Source organism: Caballeronia sp. SEWSISQ10-4 2 (assembly GCF_030464885.1).
GTDB lineage: Bacteria > Pseudomonadota > Gammaproteobacteria > Burkholderiales > Burkholderiaceae > Caballeronia.
Window position 1 is genome coordinate 156,409 of the sequence record NZ_JALPRJ010000002.1, and the last position, 21,351, is coordinate 177,759.

Below are 21,351 nucleotides of genomic sequence, written 5' to 3' on the forward strand. Positions count from 1 at the left end.
AGTGGAGCAGACGTGAACGACTACGCCTTCTCCACTTCGCGCAAACCAATGGCCTGCGGCTTGCGGAATGCCGAGGCGATCTTGTCGCACTCCGCTTTGGGCACGCCGAACTCCTCGAAGTAAGTCCGCCACTCCCTCACGACAGCCGACAGGTGCTGGATGATTTCAACCGCCGCGTGTTTTAACAGGCCGAATCGCCCTGCCGCCGAGAGCGCATTGTCGAGCGTTGCCAGCCTGCCCATCGCCGGGCCCACGCCCAGCACCAGGAAGCGCTCGGAGCCGACCTGCGGCTTCGGCACGACGTCGTACAGGTCGCTCAGGCGCCAGCCCTTGTTGGCCCCATCCCACACGAACGCATGATTACGAAGATGGTCGTCGTCGTTCGTCACGAGGATGTTGAACACCATGCGTTTGAACAACTCGATCTTGTCGGCCGCGACAAAGCCCGTGGCTCCGCGTTCACCGAGCAGGTCAGCCAGGTCCGCGTAGTTGGCCGACGCGGTATCGCTCTCATACATCTTGAGCATCGTCAGGGCGCTCACAACGTGCCGTTTGCCGAACGCACCCCCTGAAAGCGGCACGCGGTCAAAGCGCTCGATCAGCATGACATCCCGCCCGTCGGGGAGGTGGACAGGCTTGGTCGCGGGAACGCGCATGCCGCACTTACGGGCGAGTTCGAGCGTCGCGCGCTCCACGACGGGAACGTTGAAACCATCCCGGGTGACGGGGAACTTGGCTACCCACTGCCGTCCATCGTCCAGCAGCACCGCTTTGGGCCGCGCGCCACCGAACGTCGCGCCGACGCTGAACAGCAACTGCAGTTTTTTCGGAACCGGCTTGCCGTCCTGGATCATCGCTGCGGCGTCCAGCAGATAGGACAGTTCTTTTGCATCCGGGAGCTTGCCGGGCTCCGCGGGTGCGGTCGGGGAGTCCCTGAAATCCAGCGCGCCGGTTCGATGCGCACCGGCGTGAGTCAGATATTCGGTTTCCGGCAGGCCGTCGGGCGCCGCCCTCAACATATTCTCAATGACGCGACGCCCCCAGGAATCCGGGGCAGCGTCGCGAATCGCGCCAAACAGCGCCAGTCCCGCGGGCGGTTGAAATACGACTTCCTTCGACTTCCTGGCCTCGTCCAGAGGCATGCTGACAGGGTCTACGGCGGCAGCGTTCGCGCGCTGCAGATACTTGTTGCCGTAGACGAAGGTTGACCCGACCGGCCTGATACCTTCTTCAAGGAGTTCAAGCTTGCCGGCAGGCACCGCTTCCACCGCTCCTTCGAGAGCGATGAAGACGTATTTGCTCCATGTCGTTGTATTAAAAATCATACTCACCCGTTTTCGATGCGGTCTTGCGTGGACGCAGACGAGACTCCGTCTTGCGCCGCGCCTCGCCGATCACGTCGTTTTGGGGGCTAGCGAGCGGCTCGAGGAGCCCCAGAAGGCCAGCCCGGTCGAACGCCTGCAGCCACGACGAGAAACTGACTGACACATCGCCGTTTTCGATTCGTATCAGGGTGCTCGGGCTGATGTTGGCTCGTTCGGAAAAATCTTGCCGGGTCATGTTGCGCGCGATACGGGCCGCCGCGACCGCGCGTCCTAAGGACTTAGCCCGGTGGCCGAGTTCCGGAGTGGAAAATTCCTTGTTATTGCGCTTCATTTTGTCGTATCTGACATATAAACCCACTTAATTGGTCAGTATAGACAAAGTACGATGATCGTCAATGTAGTAGAGTTAGAAAATAGTCATATCTGACAAATTAAGTGGATTATTTTGTCAGATATGACTATTTTAGGCGAAACGTCGCAGCTGCAGAAAGCAAGCATCGTCGTTATCGGTGGCGCGGCGGTGCGAGATTCAGCCGTGTTGCCGAGAAAATGATCTGCACAAGACAATGCCCCGGAAGTCGATGACTTACGGGGCATCCTGGGAAATTGCCGGACCTTCATTACCGCGTCTGAGGGCTTTGAAGCAGCCAGCTATCCGAGTGCGGCAGCTGCCAAACCTATCAAACCTGCCGAACGCAGTACTGCGCGACTGCATCGAGCACGCTGTCGTCTTCACCGACCGCCGTCGCACAGTTGATCTCAACCGATGGAAACCTCGCGCGGCATCGATCGAGCAACTCGGGCAAGTCGCGCCGGATGTGCCCACCCTGACCGAAGAACACGGGTACGACCGTGATCGCATCACACCCATCCGCTGCCAGCTGTTCGATAGCCGTGGGCAAATCGGGCGTCATCAGTTCAAGAAATGCGAGCGACACCGGCTCGCTGCGCATTGCGCGCAGCTTCGTGGCGAGCCGTTCGAAAGGCTCAGCCCAGCGCGGATCGCGCGCACCGTGGCCGAACAAGATCATGCCGTGCTTGCTCATGGCGTTCTCCACGCGTTTGTCATTCCCACAAAACCCTAATGCCGGTCCACCCACCGCAACCCGATCAATCCGACTATCAGATACGCCAGCGCCGGCGCTGCGGCCGTCAAGGGCGCTGGCCAGGTATTCAGCGTACCGATGTGCGAAAACAGCGTGTTGACCAGCTGAAAGCTCATGCCGATCATGATGCCGCCGAACACCTTTACGCCGACCACGCCGGCCCGCGTATGCAGGTATGCGAACGGCAGCGACAACACCAGCATCACGAGTACCGCGAGCGGATACAAGATCTTGCGCCAGAACGCGATCTGATAACGCTGCGTGTCCTGGTGATTTTCCGTCAAATGCTGGATGTAGCTGAACAGGCTGAACATCGACATCCGGTCCGGCGACACCAGCAGCACCGACAAAATCTGTGGCGTCAGTTCCGAGCGCAGCGAGTACTCGGGCACGGTGACTTGTTTCGCACGATAAACGGGGTTGAGCGCATCGCCGGGATTCACGGCTTGGGGCGGTGCATCGATGAGTTCGGTATCCGTCACATCGGTGAGCTTCCAGTGGCCCGGCGGCTGGAACACGCCGCTCTTCGCGATCCGCACATTCGTCAGCCGGAACAGCGAATCGAACTCGTAGATGCGCACGTTCGCAATCGTCGTATCCGGGTTCAGCGTGCCCACGTTCACAAAACGCGTGACCTGTTCGCCGTCGGCGCGTGCTGTCAGCGTGTCTTTCACCCACACGCCCGATTCGAAGTTCATCGATACCGACGACCCCAGCGCCTCGAGCCGCACTTTCTCCGAGAGCTGATCGGAGTAGGGGCCAACCACTTCACCGATTACATACGTGAGCAGCACCATTGGTATGCCGATCTTGAGAAGCGAGCGCAACGCCTTGCCGGTGGACAATCCGGACACGCGGAAGATGGTGAACTCGGACGCCGCGGCCATCTGTGCGAACACATAGATAGCCGCGATCAGCGCGGCAACCGGGATGATTTCGTAGAAGCGCGACGGCGTCTGCAACGCCACGCGCAGTACGGCGAGGCCGAACTTGTAGTTGCCGTGCCCGACCGTGTTCAGCTCATTGATCAGGTCAAAGAAGAAGAACAGGCCCGAGAATGCAAAAAGGATGAAGATGAACGCGAGATAGATCTGACGCGCGAAATACCGTTCGTAAATGCGCATTGCGTCAGGCCCCTTTCGAGCGGGTGAACATCGACAGCCGGAACAGCGGGCGATTGCGTATGCGCAGCCAGAAGATGACTGCAACCATGATCGAGACGAGTATGTGCAGTCCCACCAGCCCCACGCCAAACGATACCCGGCCTTGCTCGATCCACGACTGCACCACGTTCAGCAGGTTCGAATACGTCAGATAGATCAGCACGGCCATCACGAGATTGATTGTGCGGCTGCGTCGCGGGTTCTGGTACGAGAGCGGAATGGCAAGCAGCATCAGGTTGATCGCGATCAGCGGCAGCCCCGCGCGCCATGCGATCTCGGCCAGGTTGTCGCGAGTGGGATTCGCCAGCAGTTCATTTGTGTACATGCCGGTCGTGGTCGGCGTGTTCACGAATTGCTGGCTTTGGATTTTCACGCCGTAACTCTCGAATTCCATGATGCGGAAGTTCGGTTGGCCCGGAACGCCGTCATAGCGCCGGCCGTTTTCCAGCACCACGAAACGGTCGCCATTGGCGCGCGTTTCGGTATGGCCGTTCTTCGACACCACGACGTTGACCTTGCCGCCTTCCGTGCTCGTCACGAACACGTTTTGCACCTGCCCCTGGTCCGGCGACATTTTTTCGATGAAAAACACGCGGTGGCTTGTCTGCGATTCGCGGAACTGGCCTGGCGCGAGCAGCGAGACTTCATCGCGTTGCTGGAACCGCGCCTTGATGAGTTTGCTCTGCAGATTCGACCACGGCCAGACCACGAAGGCGAAAAACACGATGGCCAGGATGATCGGCGTGGAGAACATGGCGACCGGTTTGATCAGGGCCGTCTGACTGACACCCGACGCGAGCCACACGACCATCTCCGAGTCGCGATACCAGCGCGTCAGCACGAAGAGGATGGACACGAACAGGGTGACGATCATTATCACGGCAAGATAGCCGATGACGGTGAGGCCGATCAGCACGACCACGTCGCGCGGATCGACTTGCCCCGATGCTGCAAAGCCGACGATGCGAATCATCATCGTGGTCAGCATGATCGTGAGCAGCACCATGAATACGGCGCCAGCCGTATACGCGAGTTCACGCTGAAGGGAGCGTTCGAAGATCATTGATTGTCAGGTGGACGCCGGGGGCGACGGGCGGTTGGATTATGTGCGGCCCGCGTTTGGGCCACACGCCATGACAAACGTGCCGATTGAATGAGACATGAACGAGTCATGAGCGAGACATTCAATCCGGGCATCGCTGCCCGCGACCGCCTCGGAAAAAATAGCGGATAATTGCGGCTTTCATCCTTCAGCCCAGATTTTATCCGAGGATAAGCGCGATGGACTTTAGCATAAAAGCCTGTGATTGGAGCAAAGGCTCGGCAAATGGTTTCCTTAACGGAAAGGCCGATGTAGTAGTGCTCGGAGTGTTCGAAGCGCAGACGTTGACGGGCGCAGCCCGCGAGATGGATTTGGTGACCAAGGGGTTGCTCACGCGTACGGTGAAAGCCGGCGACATGAGCGGTAAGGCCGGTTCCACGCTGATGCTGACCGAAGTGACGGGGATTGGCGCGTCACGGATCTTGCTGGTCGGCCTCGGCAAGCAGGACGCTTTCAATCAGAAGGCTTACACGGAAGCCACACGCGCCGCATGGCGTGCGCTGCTTGCCACGAAGATCGCGAATGTGGCGTTTACGCTTGCACAATTGCCGGTGCCCGAGCGTACGGGCGACTGGGGTGTGCGCTGCGCCATCCTTGCGCTGCGCGAAGTGACCTACAAGTTCACGCAGATGAAAAGCAAGCCGGAAAACGGCGATCGTGCGTTGAAGAAAGTAGTGTTCAGCATCGACGCCGCCGACGACAAAGCCGCGAAACTCGCGGTGAAACATGCAACGGCGCTTGCTAACGGCATGGACTTGACGCGCGACCTCGGCAACCTGCCGCCGAATGTCTGCACGCCCACGTATCTTGGCCAGACCGCGAAAAAACTGGGCAAGGATTTCAAGCTGAAGGTGGAAGTGCTCGGCCAGAAGCAGATCGAAGCGCTCGGCATGGGCTCGTTCCTGTCAGTGGCGAAGGGTTCGGTCGAGCCACCAGCGTTCATCGTGATCCATCACCAGGGCGCGGGCGCGAAGGCCGCTCCGGTCGTGCTGGTCGGCAAGGGCATCACGTTCGACACGGGCGGCATCTCGATCAAGCCGGGCGAAGGCATGGACGAGATGAAGTACGACATGCTGGGCGCCGGGTCCGTGTTCGGCACGATGCGCGCCATCGCGGAAATGGGGCTGAAGCTCAATGTGATCGGCGTGATTCCGACCTGCGAGAACATGCCGGCCGGCAATGCCGTGAAGCCGGGTGACATTGTCACGTCGATGTCGGGCACGACTATCGAAGTGTTGAATACGGACGCGGAAGGCCGCCTGATTCTCTGCGACGCGCTGACCTACGTGGAGCGCTTCAAACCCGCCGCTGTAATCGATATCGCCACGCTCACGGGTGCGTGCGTGGTCGCGCTTGGGCATCACAACACGGGTTTGTTTTCGAAGGACGACGCGCTTGCGGGCGAGTTGCTGGACGCATCGAAGGAAGCGATCGATCCGACCTGGCGCATGCCGCTCGACGACGAATACCAGGATCTGCTGAAGTCGAATTTCGCCGATGTCGCGAACATTGGCGGACGGCCGGGCGGCGCGATTACCGCGGCGTGTTTCCTGTCGCGTTTCGCGCAGAATTATCCGTGGGCGCACCTCGATATCGCGGGCACGGCTTGGAAAAGCGGCGCGGCGAAGGGCGCGACCGGACGTCCGGTGCCTTTGCTCACGCAGTTCCTGGTCGACCGTGCAGGCCAATGAGCTTGGTTGAAAATTTGACCGAAGCAAGCGTAAGCGTGGAGGCGTGGCTATGACGCGTATCGATTTCCATTCGAATGTCGGGGATTCGATCGCGTATGCCTGCCGTCTCGCGCGCAAGGCGTACCTGAGCGGCCAGCCGTTGATCGTGCTGGCCGAACCTGACCGGCTGAAGCGCTTCGACGAGCAATTGTGGACCTTCAAGCCGCTCGAGTTCGTGCCGCATTGCATGGCGGGCAGCGCGCTGGCGGCTGAAACGCCGGTATTGCTGACCGCGTCGCTGGAGTCGCTGGTGCAGGATCAGCAGCATCAGATCCTGTTGAACCTCAGTGCGACGGTGCCGCCTCAGTTCGCGCGGTTCGAACGCCTGCTGGAAGTGGTCGGCAACGAAGAGCACGAACTCGTGGCGGGGCGGGAACGGTATCGTTTCTATCGCGATCGCGGCTACGTGCTCAACAACTACAAGCAGGGCGACTGAGCGCGCCGCTCAGTCGCAGTGGGCGGCGGCCACGCGGTATGATCGTAAAAACGCCCGCCGTTAGCCCGCAGTCAGCCTGCCATCAAGAGACGGAGTCCACTCGTGCCCAACACTACCGCGCCCGATACGGCTGAAACACCCGAAAACTTCGATTCCTCCATTCCCGTCCTGAGCGATGTCATCGCGGCGGGCCGGCCGGATCGCGCTCGTGCTGCGCCGCGTGCACCGGAACCGGTGTTGTCGCCGGCGGCCGCGCCATCGCGGGAGGAGCTTGCGCACGGCGCGGATCGTGACGCCGATGTGATCGCGGACAGGCTGCGCGGGCGTTTCACGCACTTTTTGACTGGCGATGGCCGGGCGTTGATCGAGGAGCGCTGCCGGGAGTCGTTGCAGGAGCATTCCAATTGGCTGGTCAGTCAGATCACGCGAGAGGTCGCATTGGCGCTGGAGACGGAGCTGACGCAATGGGTGCGCGAGGCGGTGGCGGACGAACTGGAGCGGCGAGGGCGGTAGTAGACGGGTTTTCCGAGCGCGGTAGCGGCTGTGAAAGTAGCCGGATATTGGAACCCCGCGTTGAACCCCGCTGTGCGCCGGCAGAACCTGAAACGGTCCACCGGCGCCAGCGAAGGACAGCCAGCAATTAACCCGTAACCGCTCCCTTGTTCGCCGGCAACGCGAGTGCAGCATATTTCGCCAGCACGCCGCGCGTATAACGTGGCGCAGGCTGCGTCCACTCTCCACGACGACGCCCGATCTCAGCGTCATCCACGTTCAGTTGCAGCAGCAGCTTGTGGGCGTCGATGGTGATCGAATCCCCTTCCTTGATGAACGCAATCGTGCCGCCCACGTACGCTTCCGGCGCGACGTGACCCACGACCATGCCCCAGGTGCCGCCGGAGAAACGGCCATCGGTAATCAGGCCCACGGACTCGCCCAGCCCCTGGCCGATAATCGCTGAAGTAGGCGCCAGCATTTCCGGCATGCCCGGACCGCCCTTCGGGCCGAGATAACGCAACACGACAATATCGCCGGCCTTGATCTGCCCCGCGACAATCGCGGTCATCGCGCTTTGCTCGTCCTCGAACACGCGTGCCGGGCCTGTGATGACCGGGTTTTTCAGGCCGGTAATCTTCGCCACGGCGCCGTCCGGAGCCAGGTTGCCCTTCAGGATCGCGAGGTGGCCCTCGTCGTAGAGGGCTTTATCGATGGGGAAAATCACGTTCTGATCGGCGCGTGGCTTTGACGGCACGTCCTTTAATTCTTCCGCGATGGTCTTGCCCGTGATCGTGATGCAATCGCCGTGCAACATGCCCGCGTCGAGCAAGATCTTGAGCACCTGCGGAATACCGCCGGCCTTGTGCAGATCGGTTGCCACGTATTGACCCGACGGCTTCAGGTTGCAGATCACCGGCACTTTCTTGCGCATGCGCTCGAAGTCGTCGATGCTCCATTCCACTTCCGCCGCATGCGCGATGGCGAGGTAATGCAGCACGGCATTCGTCGAGCCGCCGGTCGCCATGATCAGCGCGACGGCGTTTTCGATCGATTTCTTCGTGATGATGTCGCGCGGCTTGAGATCGGCCTTGACGGCTTCGACCAGCACGCGCGCCGATTCCGCGGCGGACGTGACTTTTTCTTCGTCGGGGTTTGCCATCGTCGATGAATACATCAGCGACATGCCGAGCGCCTCGAACGACGAGCTCATGGTGTTGGCCGTGTACATGCCGCCGCACGAACCACTCGACGGGCACGCGTTTTTCTCGATGCCGTCGAAATCTTCCTTCGACATACGCCCGGCCGAGAATTCGCCCACCGCTTCAAACGACGACACGATGGTCAGGTCCACGCCCTTCCAGTTACCCGGGCGGATCGTGCCGCCGTACACGTAGATGCCCGGCACGTTCATGCGCGCGAGGCCGATCATGCCGCCAGGCATGTTCTTGTCGCAGCCGCCGATTACAACCACGCCGTCCATCCACTGGCCTTGCACGGCCGTTTCAATACAGTCCGCGATCACTTCGCGCGACACGAGCGAATACTTCATGCCTTCGGTGCCCATCGACATGCCGTCCGAGATCGTCGGCGTACCGAAAATCTGCGGATTTGCATCCGATTTGCGAATCGATTCGATGGCGGCATCGGCGAGCTTTTGCAGGCCCGAATTGCACGGCGTGATGGTGGAATGACCGTTGGCGATGCCGATCATCGGCTTGTCGAAGTCTTCTTCCTTGTAGCCGAGGGCGTAATACATCGAGCGATTCGGGGAACGCGCGATGCCTTGCGTAATGTTTTTCGAGCGGCGATTGAAGGCCATGTGGGGGCTCCTTGAGAATTTTTTTATCTGGTCGCGCAAGGATGAAGCTTGTGCGAACGCGTGTCCAATATATTATTCAGGGTCTATTAGGTCGTGGAAAATATCAGTGGAAGCGCGGAACATCGAACTCAGATTGTTGCGTTATTTTGTGACGGTTGCCGAGGAAATGCACTTTGGACGGGCCGCGGCGCGGCTCGCCATGACGCAGCCGCCCTTGTCGCAGGCCATCCGGGCGCTGGAGGAGATGCTCGGCGTGGCGCTGTTCGTGCGCACGAAGCGCTCCGTCGAATTGACGCCCGTGGGGAAGGATTTGCTGCCGGAGGTGCGGCGGCTGCTCGCGGGCGCCGACGGCCTGCGTCCGCTCGCGCAATCGCTCGCGCGGGGCGAGGCGGGCGTGTTGTCGCTGGCGTTCGTCTCCACCGCCGACTACGGCCTGCTGCCCTTGCTGCTGCGCGATTTCGGCACGCGGTATCCCGGCGTGCGGCTGCAGCTCGTGGAAGCGACCAGCGACGTGCAGGTGGAGGAACTGGTGGCGGGGCGCATTGATGCCGGCCTCGTCATTCCGCCGCTGCCGCCGCGTCATGCCGTGGCGCTCTCGTATCTGCCGATCGCGCGCGAGCCGCTGGTCATCGCCATGTCCAGCGAGGCTGCGGCTGAGCTGGGGCAGGGCGCTGAAGAGTGGTCGGAGACGCCCGTCAGCCTTCACCAACTCGCCGATGCCCCGCTCGTCGTCTTTCCACGGCGTCTCGCGCCCGGTTTCTATGACATGATTATGGGTTGCTACGGCGCGGCCGGGCTGATGCCGCGTGTCGGGCAGGAAGCCATCCAGATGCAGACCATCGTCAGTCTTGTATCGGCCGGCATGGGTGTCGCGCTCGTGCCGCAGTCGCTGCGACATCTGCGCAGAACCGGAGTGGTGTATCGTCCGTTGCTCGAATCCGGGCCGGTCGTCGAGACCGGACTTGTGTGGCGTGCGGCGGAGGTCAGCCCGGTGCTCGCCGGTTTTATCGATATAGTGCGCGCTCATGCGGCTGCCGTGCCCGCGTTGCAGTGACCCCAACACGTAAATAGAAACATGCTCATTCACCCCAATTTCGATCCCATCGCGCTTCATCTCGGTCCGCTCGCTGTGCGCTGGTATGGCCTCATGTATCTGGTGGCGTTCGTCCAGTGCATTGTTATCGGCCGCTTGCGGCTGCGCTTGCCTTACGTCGCGGCGCAAGGATGGACGACGAAAGATATCGACGACATCCTGTTCTACGGCGTGCTCGGTACGATCCTGGGCGGCCGGCTTGGGTATGTGGTGTTCTACAAGTCGAGTTATTACCTCGCGAATCCACTCGATATCTTCAAGGTCTGGGAAGGCGGCATGTCGTTCCACGGCGGCATGCTCGGCGTGACGACCGCGATGATCCTGTTCGCATGGCAACGCAAGCGGACCTGGCTGCAAGTGACTGATTTTGTCGCGCCGCTGGTTCCGCTCGGGCTCGCAGCCGGACGCTTTGGCAACTTTATCAATGGTGAGTTATGGGGCCGCGTGACGGACCCGAAAGCGCCGTGGGCCATGCTCTTCCAGAACACATCCGCCGACGACGCCATCTGGCTGCGGACCCATCCGCAACAGGCTGCGCAATGGAATTTGACGGAGATCTTCGAGCGTTACCAGATGCTGCCTCGTCATCCGTCGCAGTTGTATGAGATCGCGCTGGAGGGTTTGGCGCTGTTTATCGTGATGTGGCTGATGTCGCGCAAGCAGCGGCCGGTGGGCGCCATCTCGGCGGTGTTCCTGATTGGTTATGGCCTTGCGCGCTTCACGGTTGAATTCGCACGTGAACCCGATGACTATCTCGGCCTGCTGGCGATGAATCTGTCGATGGGCCAATGGCTTTCGCTGCCCATGATCATTGTCGGAATTGGCTTGCTCATCTGGTCGTATCGACGTGGCCGGGCAGTGCCTTCGGAGCCCGCGAAGGTTTCCTGAACGGTGAATCTGCTTTTGCAGAACCAATGAAAAAGCCTCGCGGAAAGCGAGGCTTTTTTGCATGGCAAGACTCAAGCGCCTAGCGGTTCATCTGCACGGAACCCGACACGTTTACCGTCACCGTCGAGGTGCCCGCTTCCAGCGCCATGGGCGCCGACATCTTTGCATCCGCGCTCATGCTGCGCGCGGCCATCATCATGACCGGCCGCGGCGACGACCCGTTATGCCCGATGTTCACTTCACGAATGGCATAACCGCTATAGCCGAACGCCTGCGCCGAATTCTGCGCCTGCTGCTTGAACGAAGCGATAGCCTGCGTCGACAGTTTCTGCTCGGCGGCACGCTGCGCTTCCGGCGACAGCGAGAACGTCACGCTGCCAACCTGCATTGAATCGCTCATCTTGCCTGCGAGCTTGGATGCTGCCGTGAAGTCCTTCGACTCCAGCACGACCTCCGTTCGGCCACGCCATGCGGAAATGCGTCCATCCCGATCCGTCGATGGATACACGGTGAACGAGCCGCTATGCGCCGTGACGTTCTCGACGCCCTTGGCCTGGCGCAGCGCTGTCTCGGCGCGCTGATTGAGCACCGTCGTCAACGAGGCCGGATCTTTCGCTTCCTGCTCATAGAACAGCGTGATGTCGACCACGTCCTGCGGCACGTCTTCGCTGGCCTGCGCCGCCAGCGACAACACGCCCGAGGGCTGAGCCTGCGTAACGACGCTTTGCGCAAACGCGCCCTGTGCCATGGCGGCGCCTGCCAGCAGGGCAATGGCCGCGAGTGTCGAAGTGGTGTTTTTCTTTCTCATCGTGTAACTCCGTAAGCATGAGTGCACGTCATGTGACGCGAAGCTTAGGCGCTTCTCATGCACGCGAAGTTCCCTTCAACAAGGTTACAGAAGGTGTTCGGTGATAAAGCGCCATTGCGCTTCGGTCACCGGCGTGATCGACAGCCGATTGCCTCTCGCGAGCACTTGCATGTCGGCAAGCTCTGCATGATCGCGCAGCGTGGCAAGTGGAATGAGCGGCGTCTTCTTCACGAAATGGACGTCCACGAGCAGCCAGCGCGGCTTTTCCGGCGATGACTTCGGATCGTAGTAGTGGCTGGCGGAATCGAATTGAGTGGGATCGGGATAAACCGCCGACGATACCTTCGCAATACCCGCGATGCCCGGTTGCGGACAGCTCGAATGATAGAACAGCACGCCGTCGCCAATCTGCATGCCGTCACGCATGAAGTTGCGCGCCTGGTAATTACGCACGCCGGTCCAGGGTAGAGTTTTTTTCGGAGCGTGAGCGAGATGGTCGATGCTCGCTTCGTTCGGTTCCGACTTCATCAGCCAGTAGCGCATGAATGTCGCCCATAGAGAATATGCAGTGCAAAAGAGCATGCACGATGCAGGATTCACGATGCAAAAGAAAACGGCATCGGAAAATTTCCGACGCCGTTAGTCAAATCTAGCCAATTCAAATCAACTGCTTGCAAGCTTGCGCAGAACAACACGCATGCTGCTGAAAAGGGTCCCCGCCCAAGCCGCTAGGCCGGCATCCTGAACCTGGGTTCAAGATTGGTCGCAGTAAGCAGCACCTTGGGCTCATCAGACAGAGTGACGCGCTCGCCAGTGCTACAAGGTCCCACAACCGTGCACATAGGCATTGGTTCAAGGAATATATGACCTTGGCAAACCAGGCAGGGAGCAGTCACTTTACACCAATCGTTGAGACGATGCAGCAATGATCCGGGAAAAGTTTATGGTGACTGATGAAATTGCAAAAAGCCCGTAAAACACGGGCTTATGTAACCACTCATGCACTCATCCAGGCAACAAAATAACATTCAGGTATCAGCGGAATCGTCAAGCAATAAAAGCGAATTCCGACCGCTACCGCTGCAACTACTGCGCTTCGTATTGTGAAATCACGACGCCAAGTTGTTCGTTCATCTGATGCATGGTGCGGCGAATTTCTTCCGCCGGAAACGCTTCGCCGTGACGCACGCTGTTCTGCAGCTTAAGCAATTCGGAGGCCAGCGACAACGCCGCCATTACCGCAATCCGATCCGTGCCGCGCACGCTGCTCGCATTGCGCACCTTTGACATTTCCGCGTCCACGCGCGCCACCGCTTCACGCAGCGCGTCTTCGGTTTCTGGCGAACACGCTAGCCGATACGGTGCGCCGAGAATGGATACCTCGATCTGCTTCGTCGTCATGCCTTTTCTCCGTGATGGTGTGATTCTTCATGCAACGCACCGTGCGCCGATTCGGCGGTATCCGGTTCGATGCCGCCATCGGGAGGCAAAAGGGCAAGCTGGTTATCCGGTTCTGGCGCAGCTTTCGCACGCGGCAATTTTTCGAGAATCGCGTTGAGGCGAATTTGCGCGTCGTCGATTTTCGCCGACAGCGAATCGCGCTCCGCCACCAGTGCGTCGCGTTCTTCGCGCACGGCCGCAAGCTCGCCCTGCGTGTTGGCATATTCGGCGCGCAACTGTTCGAGTTGCAGGGCCAGCGCGTTGTGAGCTTGATGGTGGCGTTCGCTGATCTTGATCAGCCGGCCGATATTCTGTGACAGTGATTCGAGTTCGTTGAGCATGTGCTGCGTCCTCTTAAGACCTCGCATTTTAGCGCGCTTCTCAGGCGCTTCAGAAAATTGGTTCGTTTCCAGACGTAACAGCAGTCGGTCTTCAAATCATTGGCGAGGGCCTTTATTCGTAGAAGGAAACGCGTTACAGGGATTTATTCTCTCATTCATTCAGGCGTGCGAGCGGTCTTCGGATTATCACGCAAACCCCCTTAAAACAAGGGTGAATCGAATGTTCGAACCCCTGCGCGAACAGTCCGCATGCCTGCATTGTCCCGCTTTCTTGACGGGCTATTGTGCCGCTCTTAAACTCCCGCCACCTTGGTGCTCGCGCGCGCCTGCCAGTGCGCGCAGTTAAACGGGAAGCAGGGAGCGGAGTCCGCCCGGACGAGCCAACCTGCGCTGCCCCCGCAACGGTAAGCGACTACAACGCAAGTTGCAAGTCGGTCCCAACGCGTATTGCCCAGCCCATTTCACCACTCGAAATGGCGTACGGCAGCACGCGGTCATGCCACTGCGCTTCTCGCGCGGGAAGGCGGGCCGATGCGTCGCCAGCCCGGATACCGGCCTCGGGGAGAGTGTCGCCTCGCGGCGGCGTTCGTCACGCATGGACCTGCGGGGAGCGGGTCGCGCATGCTCCAACCGGACCTTCTCCTGCCATGGTTTCACCTATTGCCCGCGCAGTGCTGCTGCTATTCGGCGGCTTGCCTGTCGTCGCGCTCGCGCAATCTTCTCCGGTCGCGACAGACGCGTCCACCGAACCTGTGCAGCTCTCGCCCGTCGTTGTGACGACGGCACGTGTCCCGCAGAAACTCGCCGATTCCATCGCGCAAACCACGCTTTTCGATCGGCAGGATATCGCCGATTCGAACGCGACTGACATCGCCGGCCTGCTCGCGCTGGCACCCGGCGTGCAAATCACGCGCAACGGCGGTCCGGGGTCGCCGGCGGGATTGATGTTGCGCGGTGCATCGTCAGCTCAGTCGCTCGTGCTGATCGACGGCGTGCGGGTCGAATCGGCAGGACTTGGTGCGGCGCAACTCTCGCAACTGATGCTCGACCAGATCGATCATGTGGAGGTGGTGAACGGCAATGTGTCGGCGCTGTATGGATCGAATGCGGTTGGCGGCGTGGTGCAGATCTTCACCAAGGACGGCGGCGATCACCCGCCGCGCTTCAACTTCGAGACCGAAGCCGGCAGCTATCACACGCAGCGCCAGCAGCTCGGCGCGAACGGCGCGCTCGACAAAGACGGCCGCACCACGTTCAACGTGACGGTATCGCGGGAGAAAACTGATGGCTTCTCATCCATCGATCCCGCCACGTCGTCGAATGTGAATCCCAACGCGAACGGTTATCTCAACGAGAGCGTGGCGGCCACGCTGCGCCATCAGTTCACCGACAAATGGGATGCCGGCGTGCGCTTCCTGCAATCGAACGGTATCAATAGTTTCGATAACAACTACGGCCTGCCGACCGATCAGAATGAGTCGCACAATCGCGTGCGCTCGACGTCGGTTTTTGCGAACGGCAAGATCACCGATAACTGGACCACGCATTTCATTGTGGCGCAGGGGCAGGATCGTGCCGATACCGAGTTGAACGGCGTTTATAACAGCAAGTTCAACTCGGAGAACCGGCAATACACGTGGCAGAACGACATCGCGCTGACGCCTGATCACAGGCTGTTGTTCGGCTATGAACATCTCGACCAGACGCTCGATTCCGATCAGGTTACGGCGCCCGGCCGGCATGTGAATTCGGGCTTTGCGGGTTATGTCGGCACGTTCGGCGCGAGTCAGTTCCAGGCCAACGTACGCCATGACCAGTACTCCGACTTCGGCGGCGCCAATAGCTACTATCTCGGCTACGGCTACCATTTCGATGCGAACTGGAAAGCCACGCTGAGTTATTCCGATGCATTCCGCGCGCCAAGCTTCGACGATCTGTACTATCCGTTCAGCGGCAATCCGTCGATCCAGCCCGAGCGCAGTCATTCAGTGGAAGCGGCATTGCAGTACGCGTCGAGCGCGGTGGGCATCGTGCGGCTGACGGTGTTCCAGACGCGTTATACGAACCTGATCGACTATGTCTCGGACGCCAACGGGTTTTTCATCGCGCAGAATGTGGGGCGCGCGAAGGTGCAGGGGCTGGAAGGATCATGGGCGGGACAGGTGGGACGAACCGACGTGCGCGCGTCGTTCACGTTCCAGAATCCCATCGATGAAACCGATCAGCAGGATTTGACGCGCCGCGCCCGCCGCTTTGCGACGCTTGCCGTGAATCGTTCGATCGGCGGCTGGCGTGTTGGCGGCGAGTGGATCACAAGCGGGGCGCGCGAGGACTTCGATTCCACGCTCGGCGGGTACGGTTTGGTGAATCTATCGGCGCGTTATGACATCACGAAGTCGTGGTACATCGGCGCGCGCATCGACAATTTGTTCAACAAGGACTATCAGCTTGCGTACTCGTACAACACGCCGCGTCGCGGTGCCTATATCACGCTCGGCTGGCAGCAGTGAACGTTAAACGCATGAACGCGCGGCGCGCTTCCACGGTCTGGACGGTGCTTGGCCTGGCCGCGCTCGTGGTGTTCGTGGCGTCGCTGGCGCTGGGGAGTATTGCCGTGTCGCCGCTGCGGGTGATCCACGCGCTCGTGTCGCAGTCGACGGACGTGATCGATGAAATCGTGCTCAGCCTGCGCTTGCCGCGCGCGCTTGGCGGCTTCGCTTGCGGTGCATTGCTTGGCATGGCAGGTGCGCTGCTCCAGGTCTTGCTGCGTAATCCGCTGGCGGAACCGTACGTACTCGGCGTATCGGGCGGCGCGGCGGCGTTTGCGCTCGCCGCGATGCTGTTTTCCCTGTCGTGGTGGAGCGTCGATGCTGCTGCGTTCGCTGGTGCGTTCTTATCGATATTGCTCGTGCTCGGCCTTGCCCGGCGCGAGTTGTGGCGTGGCGAACCGCAGGACGCATCGCCGAGATTGCTGCTCACCGGCGCGGTGATCGCGGCGGGGTGGGGCGCGTTGATCACGCTGATGTTGGCCGTGGCGCCGGAGAACAGTTTGCGCGGCATGGTGTTCTGGCTGACAGGCGATCTGAACGGCGTCGCGATGCCGTGGACCGCGTTGATCGCGCTGGCCGTTGTGTTGATCGCGATCGTGCCGATCGCGCCGCAACTCAACATATTGCTGCGTGGCGATGTCGCGGCCGAAGCGCTTGGTGTGCCCGTCGTGCGCTTGAGATTGCGCGTGTATCTGGTTGCATCGCTTGCGGCTGCCGCCGCGGTGACGACGGCCGGGACCATTGGTTTTATCGGGCTCGTGGTACCGCATGTGTTGCGGCTCGCGTTCGGTAACGATCAGCGCATGCTGCTGCCTGCATCGGCGCTTGCCGGTGGGCTGGCTGTGATGGGAGCGGATCTGATCGCGCGCACGGTGATCGCGCCGGCGCAGTTGCCCGTGGGCGTGATCACCGCGCTGATCGGCGTGCCGGTGTTCTTGTGGATGCTCCTCAGGCGCGCGCCATGAATGGACTTCAAGCTAGTCAACTAACGTTGCGCGTAGTGGATCGCGTGTTGATCGCGGATCTTACACAGACGTTCGCACCCGGAGAAATGTGGTGCGTCGCCGGGCCAAATGGTGCGGGCAAGACGACGCTGATTGCGGCGCTGGCAGGGTTATCGAAGGTGGCGTCGGGTTCGATTTCGATAGATGGCAAGGCACTTCGCGAATGGCGGTCCAATGATCTCGCTCGCCGACGCGCGTTGATGCCGCAAGCCACGCACGATGCATTCAGCGCCACGGTTCTCGATACCGTCATGCTCAACCGCTTTCCGCATCTGAGCGGCTGGGGCTGGGAAAGCGATGAGGATCGCACGGCGGCGCATTCGGCTTTGGATACGTTAGGCCTCGCTGCCTTAGCTTCACGCGATGTCTTGTCGCTCTCGGGCGGCGAACGTCAACGCGTGGCGCTGGCGGCGACCTTGTGCCAGGACGCGCCATTGTTGTTGCTTGATGAACCGCTTGCCCATCTCGATCTGCATCATCAGATCGATTGCCTTGAAGCGTTGAGTGAATGGATTGGATCGAAGCCACGCAGCGTGATTTTCTCGTGTCACGATCTGAACCTGGCCCGCCGTTTCGCCACGCACGCTTTGTTACTCGATGGCGCCGGCCACACGCATGCAGGCCCGGTTCGCGACGTCCTTACGCCCGAGCGAGCCAGCGCCGCGTTCGGTTACCCGCTTACGTTAATTCAACAGGACGGTCACGAGGCGCTCGTGCCCGTGATGCGTTCAACCTCACCATGACCAACACCATGCACGACACACTTCCCCGTCCAGAACCGCTCGATCGATCAATGACGTCCGAGCTGCAACATGTGATCGATACGAAAACAAAACCGCCCGGCAGTCTCGGCCGGCTCGAAGGGCTCGGGCTTCAGATCGGGTTGATTCAGCGGACTTTGCGACCGCGTATCGAACGTCCGGCGATCATCGTTTTTGCCGGCGATCATGGCATTGCGGCCGAGGGCGTGAGCCCGTTTCCGCAAGAAGTGACGGTGCAGATGGTCGCGAATTTCATCGCGGGCGGGGCTGCGATCAACGCGTTTTCGAAGGCGGCGGGCATGACGCTCGAAGTGGTGGACGCCGGCGTGGCGAACGCGTCGCCGGCGGCGTCAGGGTTTGTCGATGCAGCGATCCGGCGCGGCGGCACGCGCAACTTCGCGCACGAACCGGCGATGACGCACGACGAGGTGTTGCAGGCCATCGCGCGCGGCGCTGCGCGCGTGCGTCATCATGCGGCGCTCGGCACCAACGTGATCGGGTTCGGCGAGATGGGGATCGCGAACACATCGGCGGCGGCGTGTTTGATGAGCCGGATGTGCGACGTTGAGATCGATGCATGCGTCGGACGTGGCACCGGACTCGACGACGCCGGTTTGAACCACAAGCGCGATGTGCTTGCTGCGGCGTTGGCGAAACATGCTGCGTCCGCGGATCCTCTGGATACGCTGGCTACCTTCGGCGGCTTCGAAATCGCGATGATCGTGGGCGCGTTTCTCGCGGCGGCTGAAGCGCGCATGACGATTCTCGTCGACGGTTTTATCGTTACGTCCGCGTTGCTTGTGGCTCACGCGCTTAACCCGGCCGTCCTCGATTACTGCGTGTTCGCGCATGCATCCGATGAGACGGGGCATCGGCGGATGCTTGAGCATCTTGGCGCCGCGCCGTTGCTCCAACTCGGATTGCGGCTCGGCGAAGGGACAGGCGCTGCGCTCGCGTTGCCGTTGTTGCGCGCGGCGGTGGCGTTCATCAATGAAATGGCGAGCTTCGAATCGGCTGGCGTTTCCGACAAGGCTCCGTGATCTCGTCATGAACCGGCCATCGCAGGAACTCCGATATTTTTTCACCGCGCTCGGGTACTTCACCCGCGTGCCGGTGCCGCGTTGGGTCGGTTTCGACGCGCACTATCTGAACGCGGCGGCGCGGTACTTTCCGTTGATCGGCGTGCTGGTCGGCGGGCTCGGCGCGCTCGTCTATCTCGCCGCGCTGCAGGTGTTTCCGGCCGGCGTGGCTGTGTTGTTATCGATGGCGGCAACACTTCTTGTCACCGGCGCATTCCATGAAGACGGTCTCGCCGATTGCACCGATGCCTTCGGCGGCGCATACACCCGCGAGGACGCGCTGCGCATCATGCACGACTCGCGGATCGGCGCGTTCGGCGCGATTGCGCTGATCGTCGTGCTTGCGTTGAAATGGCAGACATTGGCCACGATGCTGCCGCTGCGCACTGCATGGATGATCGTCGCGGCGCATGCGGCAAGCCGCACGTTTGCCATCAGCTATCTCTGCACGCTCGACTATGTCCGGGCCGTTGGCAAAGCAAAACCGGTCGCGCAGAAGATGAGCGCGAGCGCATTTCTTTTAGCTGCGCTGTTTGGATTACCGTGGCTTTTCTGGCCCGACTGGCGGCTGGGCTGCGTGATGATCGTGGCGCTTGGTGCGTTGCGGTTTGTCATCGGGCGCTATTTCGTCAGGCGCATCGGCGGTTATACGGGCGATTGCCTCGGCTTCGCGCAGCAACTTTTTGAACTCGCTATCTACTTGATCGGACTCGGATGGATCTCGTCCTGATTCGCCATCCGGCTGTGGGTATCGATGCCGGGATTTGTTATGGCCGCACCGACGTTTCGCTTCTCGCCGATGCAGCGGATTCGGCGCGTCTGCTGAACGAGCGTTTGCGGCTGCTCGAGGTGCCTGCGGTTGAAGGTGTCTGGTACACGAGTCCGTTGAGCCGCTGCCGATTATTGGCCGAAGCGCTCGGTCCCATCCACGCTGATGAGCGTTTGCAGGAACTCGATTTCGGCACATGGGAAGGGCTGCCGTGGGACGGCATCGATCGCTCAATGCTCGATGCCTGGGCAGCAGATCTTGAGCACGCTCGCGAGCACGGCGGGGAGAGCGTGGCGCAGTTTGCCGCGCGAGTGGTGGGTTGGGCCGATTCAGTTTGTACCGCCGATACCAACGGTCCGATTCACGTTGTGACGCATGCCGGAGTCATGCGTGTACTTACGGCGCACTTACTTGGCGTTGCGCGCGCAAACGCGATCCAATGGCCGCTGGATTTCGGCGCGATCGTCTGGCTGAAACGCGTGCGCGGCGAGTGGCTGCTTGTGCGCTGGAATGCTTGAATCTACTTCGGACGCCGCGTTCTAGCCGCCTCCAGATCCTCACACAACGCCGCTGCTCCCAACGCCAGACGCGGTGTCGGCCGGTTGATCAGATCACCATCGATACCGAACAGGTTGCCGCGCGCGACGGCTTTCATCGAAGGCCATTTGCGCCACCTATCCAGCGACGGCAACGCATGCTCCGAACTCGTCGCACCGGGCGTCGCGGTGACGATAGCTTCGGGGTCGGCCGCGAGCACGGCTTCGGTCGAGATTGTCGGCACGAGCGGTTTCAAGTCGGCAAACACGTTGCGTCCGCCGCACAACTCGATCACTTCGCTAACAATGTGCGTACCGTTGAGCGTCATCAGCGGATCGTCCCAGACCTGATAAAACACACTCATCGGCGGCTGGTTTGCATAGCGCGCCCGCAGGTTCGTGATGTCATGATGGAACGCGTTCGACGCTTTATTCGCCTCAGCCGATGTGCCGAGCAGGATGCCGAGCTTATCGATGGTGACGGGAATATCGTCCAGCCGACGCGGCTCGCTGAAAAACAGCGGGACGTGCAGCTCGCGCAGCCGGTCGATTTGCCGCAGCGCATTGCCATGCCGCCACACGACGATCAGGTCGGGCTTCATCGCGACGATGCGCTCAAGGTCGAGCGATTTGTTATCTCCAACGCGCGGTATCGATGTGGCCTGCGGCGGGTAGTCGCTGTAGCTGACCGCACCGACGATTCGCGCACCGCCGCCCGCGGCGAACAGGAGTTCGGTGACGTGCGGCGCGAGGCTCACGATGCGTTGTGCGGGAACGGCGAGAGTAACGCTGGCGCCGGTGTCGTCGGTGACGGTGAGGGCTTCGGCTCGAGCTTGCGTCGATGAAAAAATCGCAACGATGAAGGTCAGCGCGAGGAAGTGACGGAGGGGCATGAGCAGTGTTAGTT

General features: G+C 60.7%; 22 protein-coding genes, 1 other RNA gene and 1 riboswitch. Of the genes, 11 read left to right on the forward strand and 12 right to left on the reverse strand.

The window, feature by feature from the left end; genetic code table 11:
* Positions 1-20 precede the first annotated feature (20 nt).
* The 5 genes from M0D69_RS02355 to lptF all read right to left on the reverse strand — a co-directional run bounded on the left by M0D69_RS02355 (position 21) and on the right by lptF (position 4,657).
* The gene (locus M0D69_RS02355) at positions 21-1,325 is read right to left on the reverse strand and encodes a type II toxin-antitoxin system HipA family toxin (RefSeq protein ID WP_301780474.1); all 1,305 of its coding nucleotides are present in this window, start codon (positions 1,323-1,325) and stop codon (positions 21-23) included.
* Positions 1,315-1,656: a helix-turn-helix transcriptional regulator gene (locus M0D69_RS02360; protein ID WP_301780475.1), complete on the reverse strand. Its 342-nt coding sequence runs from the start codon at positions 1,654-1,656 to the stop codon at positions 1,315-1,317. Before M0D69_RS02360 ends, M0D69_RS02355 begins: the two co-directional genes overlap by 11 nt.
* A 349-nt stretch (positions 1,657-2,005) precedes the next feature.
* Positions 2,006-2,371, reverse strand: a complete 366-nt coding sequence (locus M0D69_RS02365) for a sirohydrochlorin chelatase (RefSeq protein ID WP_301780476.1) — start codon at positions 2,369-2,371, stop codon at positions 2,006-2,008.
* A gap of 35 nt (positions 2,372-2,406) precedes the next feature.
* On the reverse strand, positions 2,407-3,555 hold the full coding sequence (gene lptG, locus M0D69_RS02370; protein WP_301780477.1) for an LPS export ABC transporter permease LptG: 1,149 nt from the start codon (positions 3,553-3,555) through the stop codon (positions 2,407-2,409).
* A 4-nt stretch (positions 3,556-3,559) separates the two neighbouring features.
* Entirely contained in the window at positions 3,560-4,657 is a 1,098-nt protein-coding gene (gene lptF / locus M0D69_RS02375) for an LPS export ABC transporter permease LptF (RefSeq protein ID WP_301780478.1), read from the reverse strand.
* A gap of 218 nt (positions 4,658-4,875) precedes the next feature.
* On the opposite strand from lptF, the gene M0D69_RS02380 reads away from it, so the two are divergent.
* The 3 genes from M0D69_RS02380 to M0D69_RS02390 all read left to right on the forward strand — a co-directional run bounded on the left by M0D69_RS02380 (position 4,876) and on the right by M0D69_RS02390 (position 7,375).
* Entirely contained in the window at positions 4,876-6,387 is a 1,512-nt protein-coding gene (locus M0D69_RS02380) for a leucyl aminopeptidase (RefSeq protein WP_301780479.1), read from the forward strand.
* A gap of 49 nt (positions 6,388-6,436) precedes the next feature.
* Positions 6,437-6,862, forward strand: a complete 426-nt coding sequence (locus tag M0D69_RS02385) for a DNA polymerase III subunit chi (protein ID WP_301780480.1) — start codon at positions 6,437-6,439, stop codon at positions 6,860-6,862.
* 102 nt (positions 6,863-6,964) lie between these two features.
* The gene (locus M0D69_RS02390; RefSeq protein ID WP_301780481.1) at positions 6,965-7,375 is read left to right on the forward strand and encodes a DUF2486 family protein; all 411 of its coding nucleotides are present in this window, start codon (positions 6,965-6,967) and stop codon (positions 7,373-7,375) included.
* 127 nt (positions 7,376-7,502) lie between these two features.
* Here M0D69_RS02390 and ilvD read toward each other — a convergent pair whose 3' ends face one another.
* Positions 7,503-9,176, reverse strand: coding sequence for a dihydroxy-acid dehydratase (gene ilvD, locus M0D69_RS02395; RefSeq protein WP_301780482.1), 1,674 nt, complete (start codon positions 9,174-9,176; stop codon positions 7,503-7,505).
* 106 nt (positions 9,177-9,282) lie between these two features.
* On the opposite strand from ilvD, the gene M0D69_RS02400 reads away from it, so the two are divergent.
* Together M0D69_RS02400 and lgt are read left to right on the forward strand one after the other, a co-directional pair.
* On the forward strand, positions 9,283-10,230 hold the full coding sequence (locus M0D69_RS02400) for a LysR family transcriptional regulator (RefSeq protein ID WP_301780483.1): 948 nt from the start codon (positions 9,283-9,285) through the stop codon (positions 10,228-10,230).
* A 21-nt stretch (positions 10,231-10,251) separates the two neighbouring features.
* Positions 10,252-11,157 carry a prolipoprotein diacylglyceryl transferase gene (gene lgt / locus M0D69_RS02405; protein WP_301780484.1) on the forward strand — a complete coding sequence of 302 codons (906 nt, stop codon included), beginning with the start codon at positions 10,252-10,254 and terminating at the stop codon, positions 11,155-11,157.
* Between the two features lie 79 nt (positions 11,158-11,236).
* Here the strand turns inward: lgt and M0D69_RS02410 are convergent, their stop codons facing one another.
* From M0D69_RS02410 to M0D69_RS02430, 5 genes are all read right to left on the reverse strand, one after another.
* Positions 11,237-11,965 carry an SIMPL domain-containing protein gene (locus tag M0D69_RS02410; protein WP_301780485.1) on the reverse strand — a complete coding sequence of 243 codons (729 nt, stop codon included), beginning with the start codon at positions 11,963-11,965 and terminating at the stop codon, positions 11,237-11,239.
* A gap of 84 nt (positions 11,966-12,049) precedes the next feature.
* Positions 12,050-12,508, reverse strand: a complete 459-nt coding sequence (locus tag M0D69_RS02415) for an EVE domain-containing protein (RefSeq protein WP_301780486.1) — start codon at positions 12,506-12,508, stop codon at positions 12,050-12,052.
* 166 nt (positions 12,509-12,674) lie between these two features.
* Positions 12,675-12,856: non-coding RNA, 6S RNA (gene ssrS / locus M0D69_RS02420), on the reverse strand.
* A 195-nt stretch (positions 12,857-13,051) separates the two neighbouring features.
* Positions 13,052-13,366 carry a cell division protein ZapA gene (locus M0D69_RS02425; protein WP_047896038.1) on the reverse strand — a complete coding sequence of 105 codons (315 nt, stop codon included), beginning with the start codon at positions 13,364-13,366 and terminating at the stop codon, positions 13,052-13,054.
* The gene (locus tag M0D69_RS02430; RefSeq protein ID WP_301780487.1) at positions 13,363-13,746 is read right to left on the reverse strand and encodes an ATPase; all 384 of its coding nucleotides are present in this window, start codon (positions 13,744-13,746) and stop codon (positions 13,363-13,365) included. The genes M0D69_RS02425 and M0D69_RS02430 overlap by 4 nt, the downstream gene beginning before the upstream one ends.
* 293 nt (positions 13,747-14,039) lie before the next feature.
* Positions 14,040-14,321, forward strand: a riboswitch (cobalamin riboswitch).
* Between the two features lie 72 nt (positions 14,322-14,393).
* Here M0D69_RS02430 and M0D69_RS02435 point away from each other — a divergent pair.
* From M0D69_RS02435 to cobC, 6 genes are read left to right on the forward strand one after another with little or no spacing between them, the layout of a single operon-like run.
* On the forward strand, positions 14,394-16,256 hold the full coding sequence (locus M0D69_RS02435) for a TonB-dependent receptor (RefSeq protein WP_301780488.1): 1,863 nt from the start codon (positions 14,394-14,396) through the stop codon (positions 16,254-16,256).
* Positions 16,257-16,267: 11 nt separating this feature from the next.
* Entirely contained in the window at positions 16,268-17,260 is a 993-nt protein-coding gene (locus M0D69_RS02440) for an iron ABC transporter permease (protein ID WP_301780489.1), read from the forward strand.
* A complete protein-coding gene (locus M0D69_RS02445; RefSeq protein WP_301780490.1) occupies positions 17,257-18,042 on the forward strand; it encodes an ABC transporter ATP-binding protein in 786 nt (261 codons plus the stop codon). Before M0D69_RS02440 ends, M0D69_RS02445 begins: the two co-directional genes overlap by 4 nt.
* Positions 18,039-19,100: a nicotinate-nucleotide--dimethylbenzimidazole phosphoribosyltransferase gene (gene cobT / locus M0D69_RS02450; protein WP_301780491.1), complete on the forward strand. Its 1,062-nt coding sequence runs from the start codon at positions 18,039-18,041 to the stop codon at positions 19,098-19,100. Before M0D69_RS02445 ends, cobT begins: the two co-directional genes overlap by 4 nt.
* Positions 19,101-19,107: 7 nt before the next feature.
* Positions 19,108-19,869 carry an adenosylcobinamide-GDP ribazoletransferase gene (locus tag M0D69_RS02455; RefSeq protein ID WP_301780492.1) on the forward strand — a complete coding sequence of 254 codons (762 nt, stop codon included), beginning with the start codon at positions 19,108-19,110 and terminating at the stop codon, positions 19,867-19,869.
* A complete protein-coding gene (gene cobC, locus M0D69_RS02460; RefSeq protein WP_301780493.1) occupies positions 19,854-20,426 on the forward strand; it encodes an alpha-ribazole phosphatase in 573 nt (190 codons plus the stop codon). Before M0D69_RS02455 ends, cobC begins: the two co-directional genes overlap by 16 nt.
* Before the next feature lie 2 nt (positions 20,427-20,428).
* Here the strand turns inward: cobC and M0D69_RS02465 are convergent, their stop codons facing one another.
* Entirely contained in the window at positions 20,429-21,337 is a 909-nt protein-coding gene (locus M0D69_RS02465) for a cobalamin-binding protein (protein ID WP_301780494.1), read from the reverse strand.
* Positions 21,338-21,351: the final 14 nt, after the last annotated feature.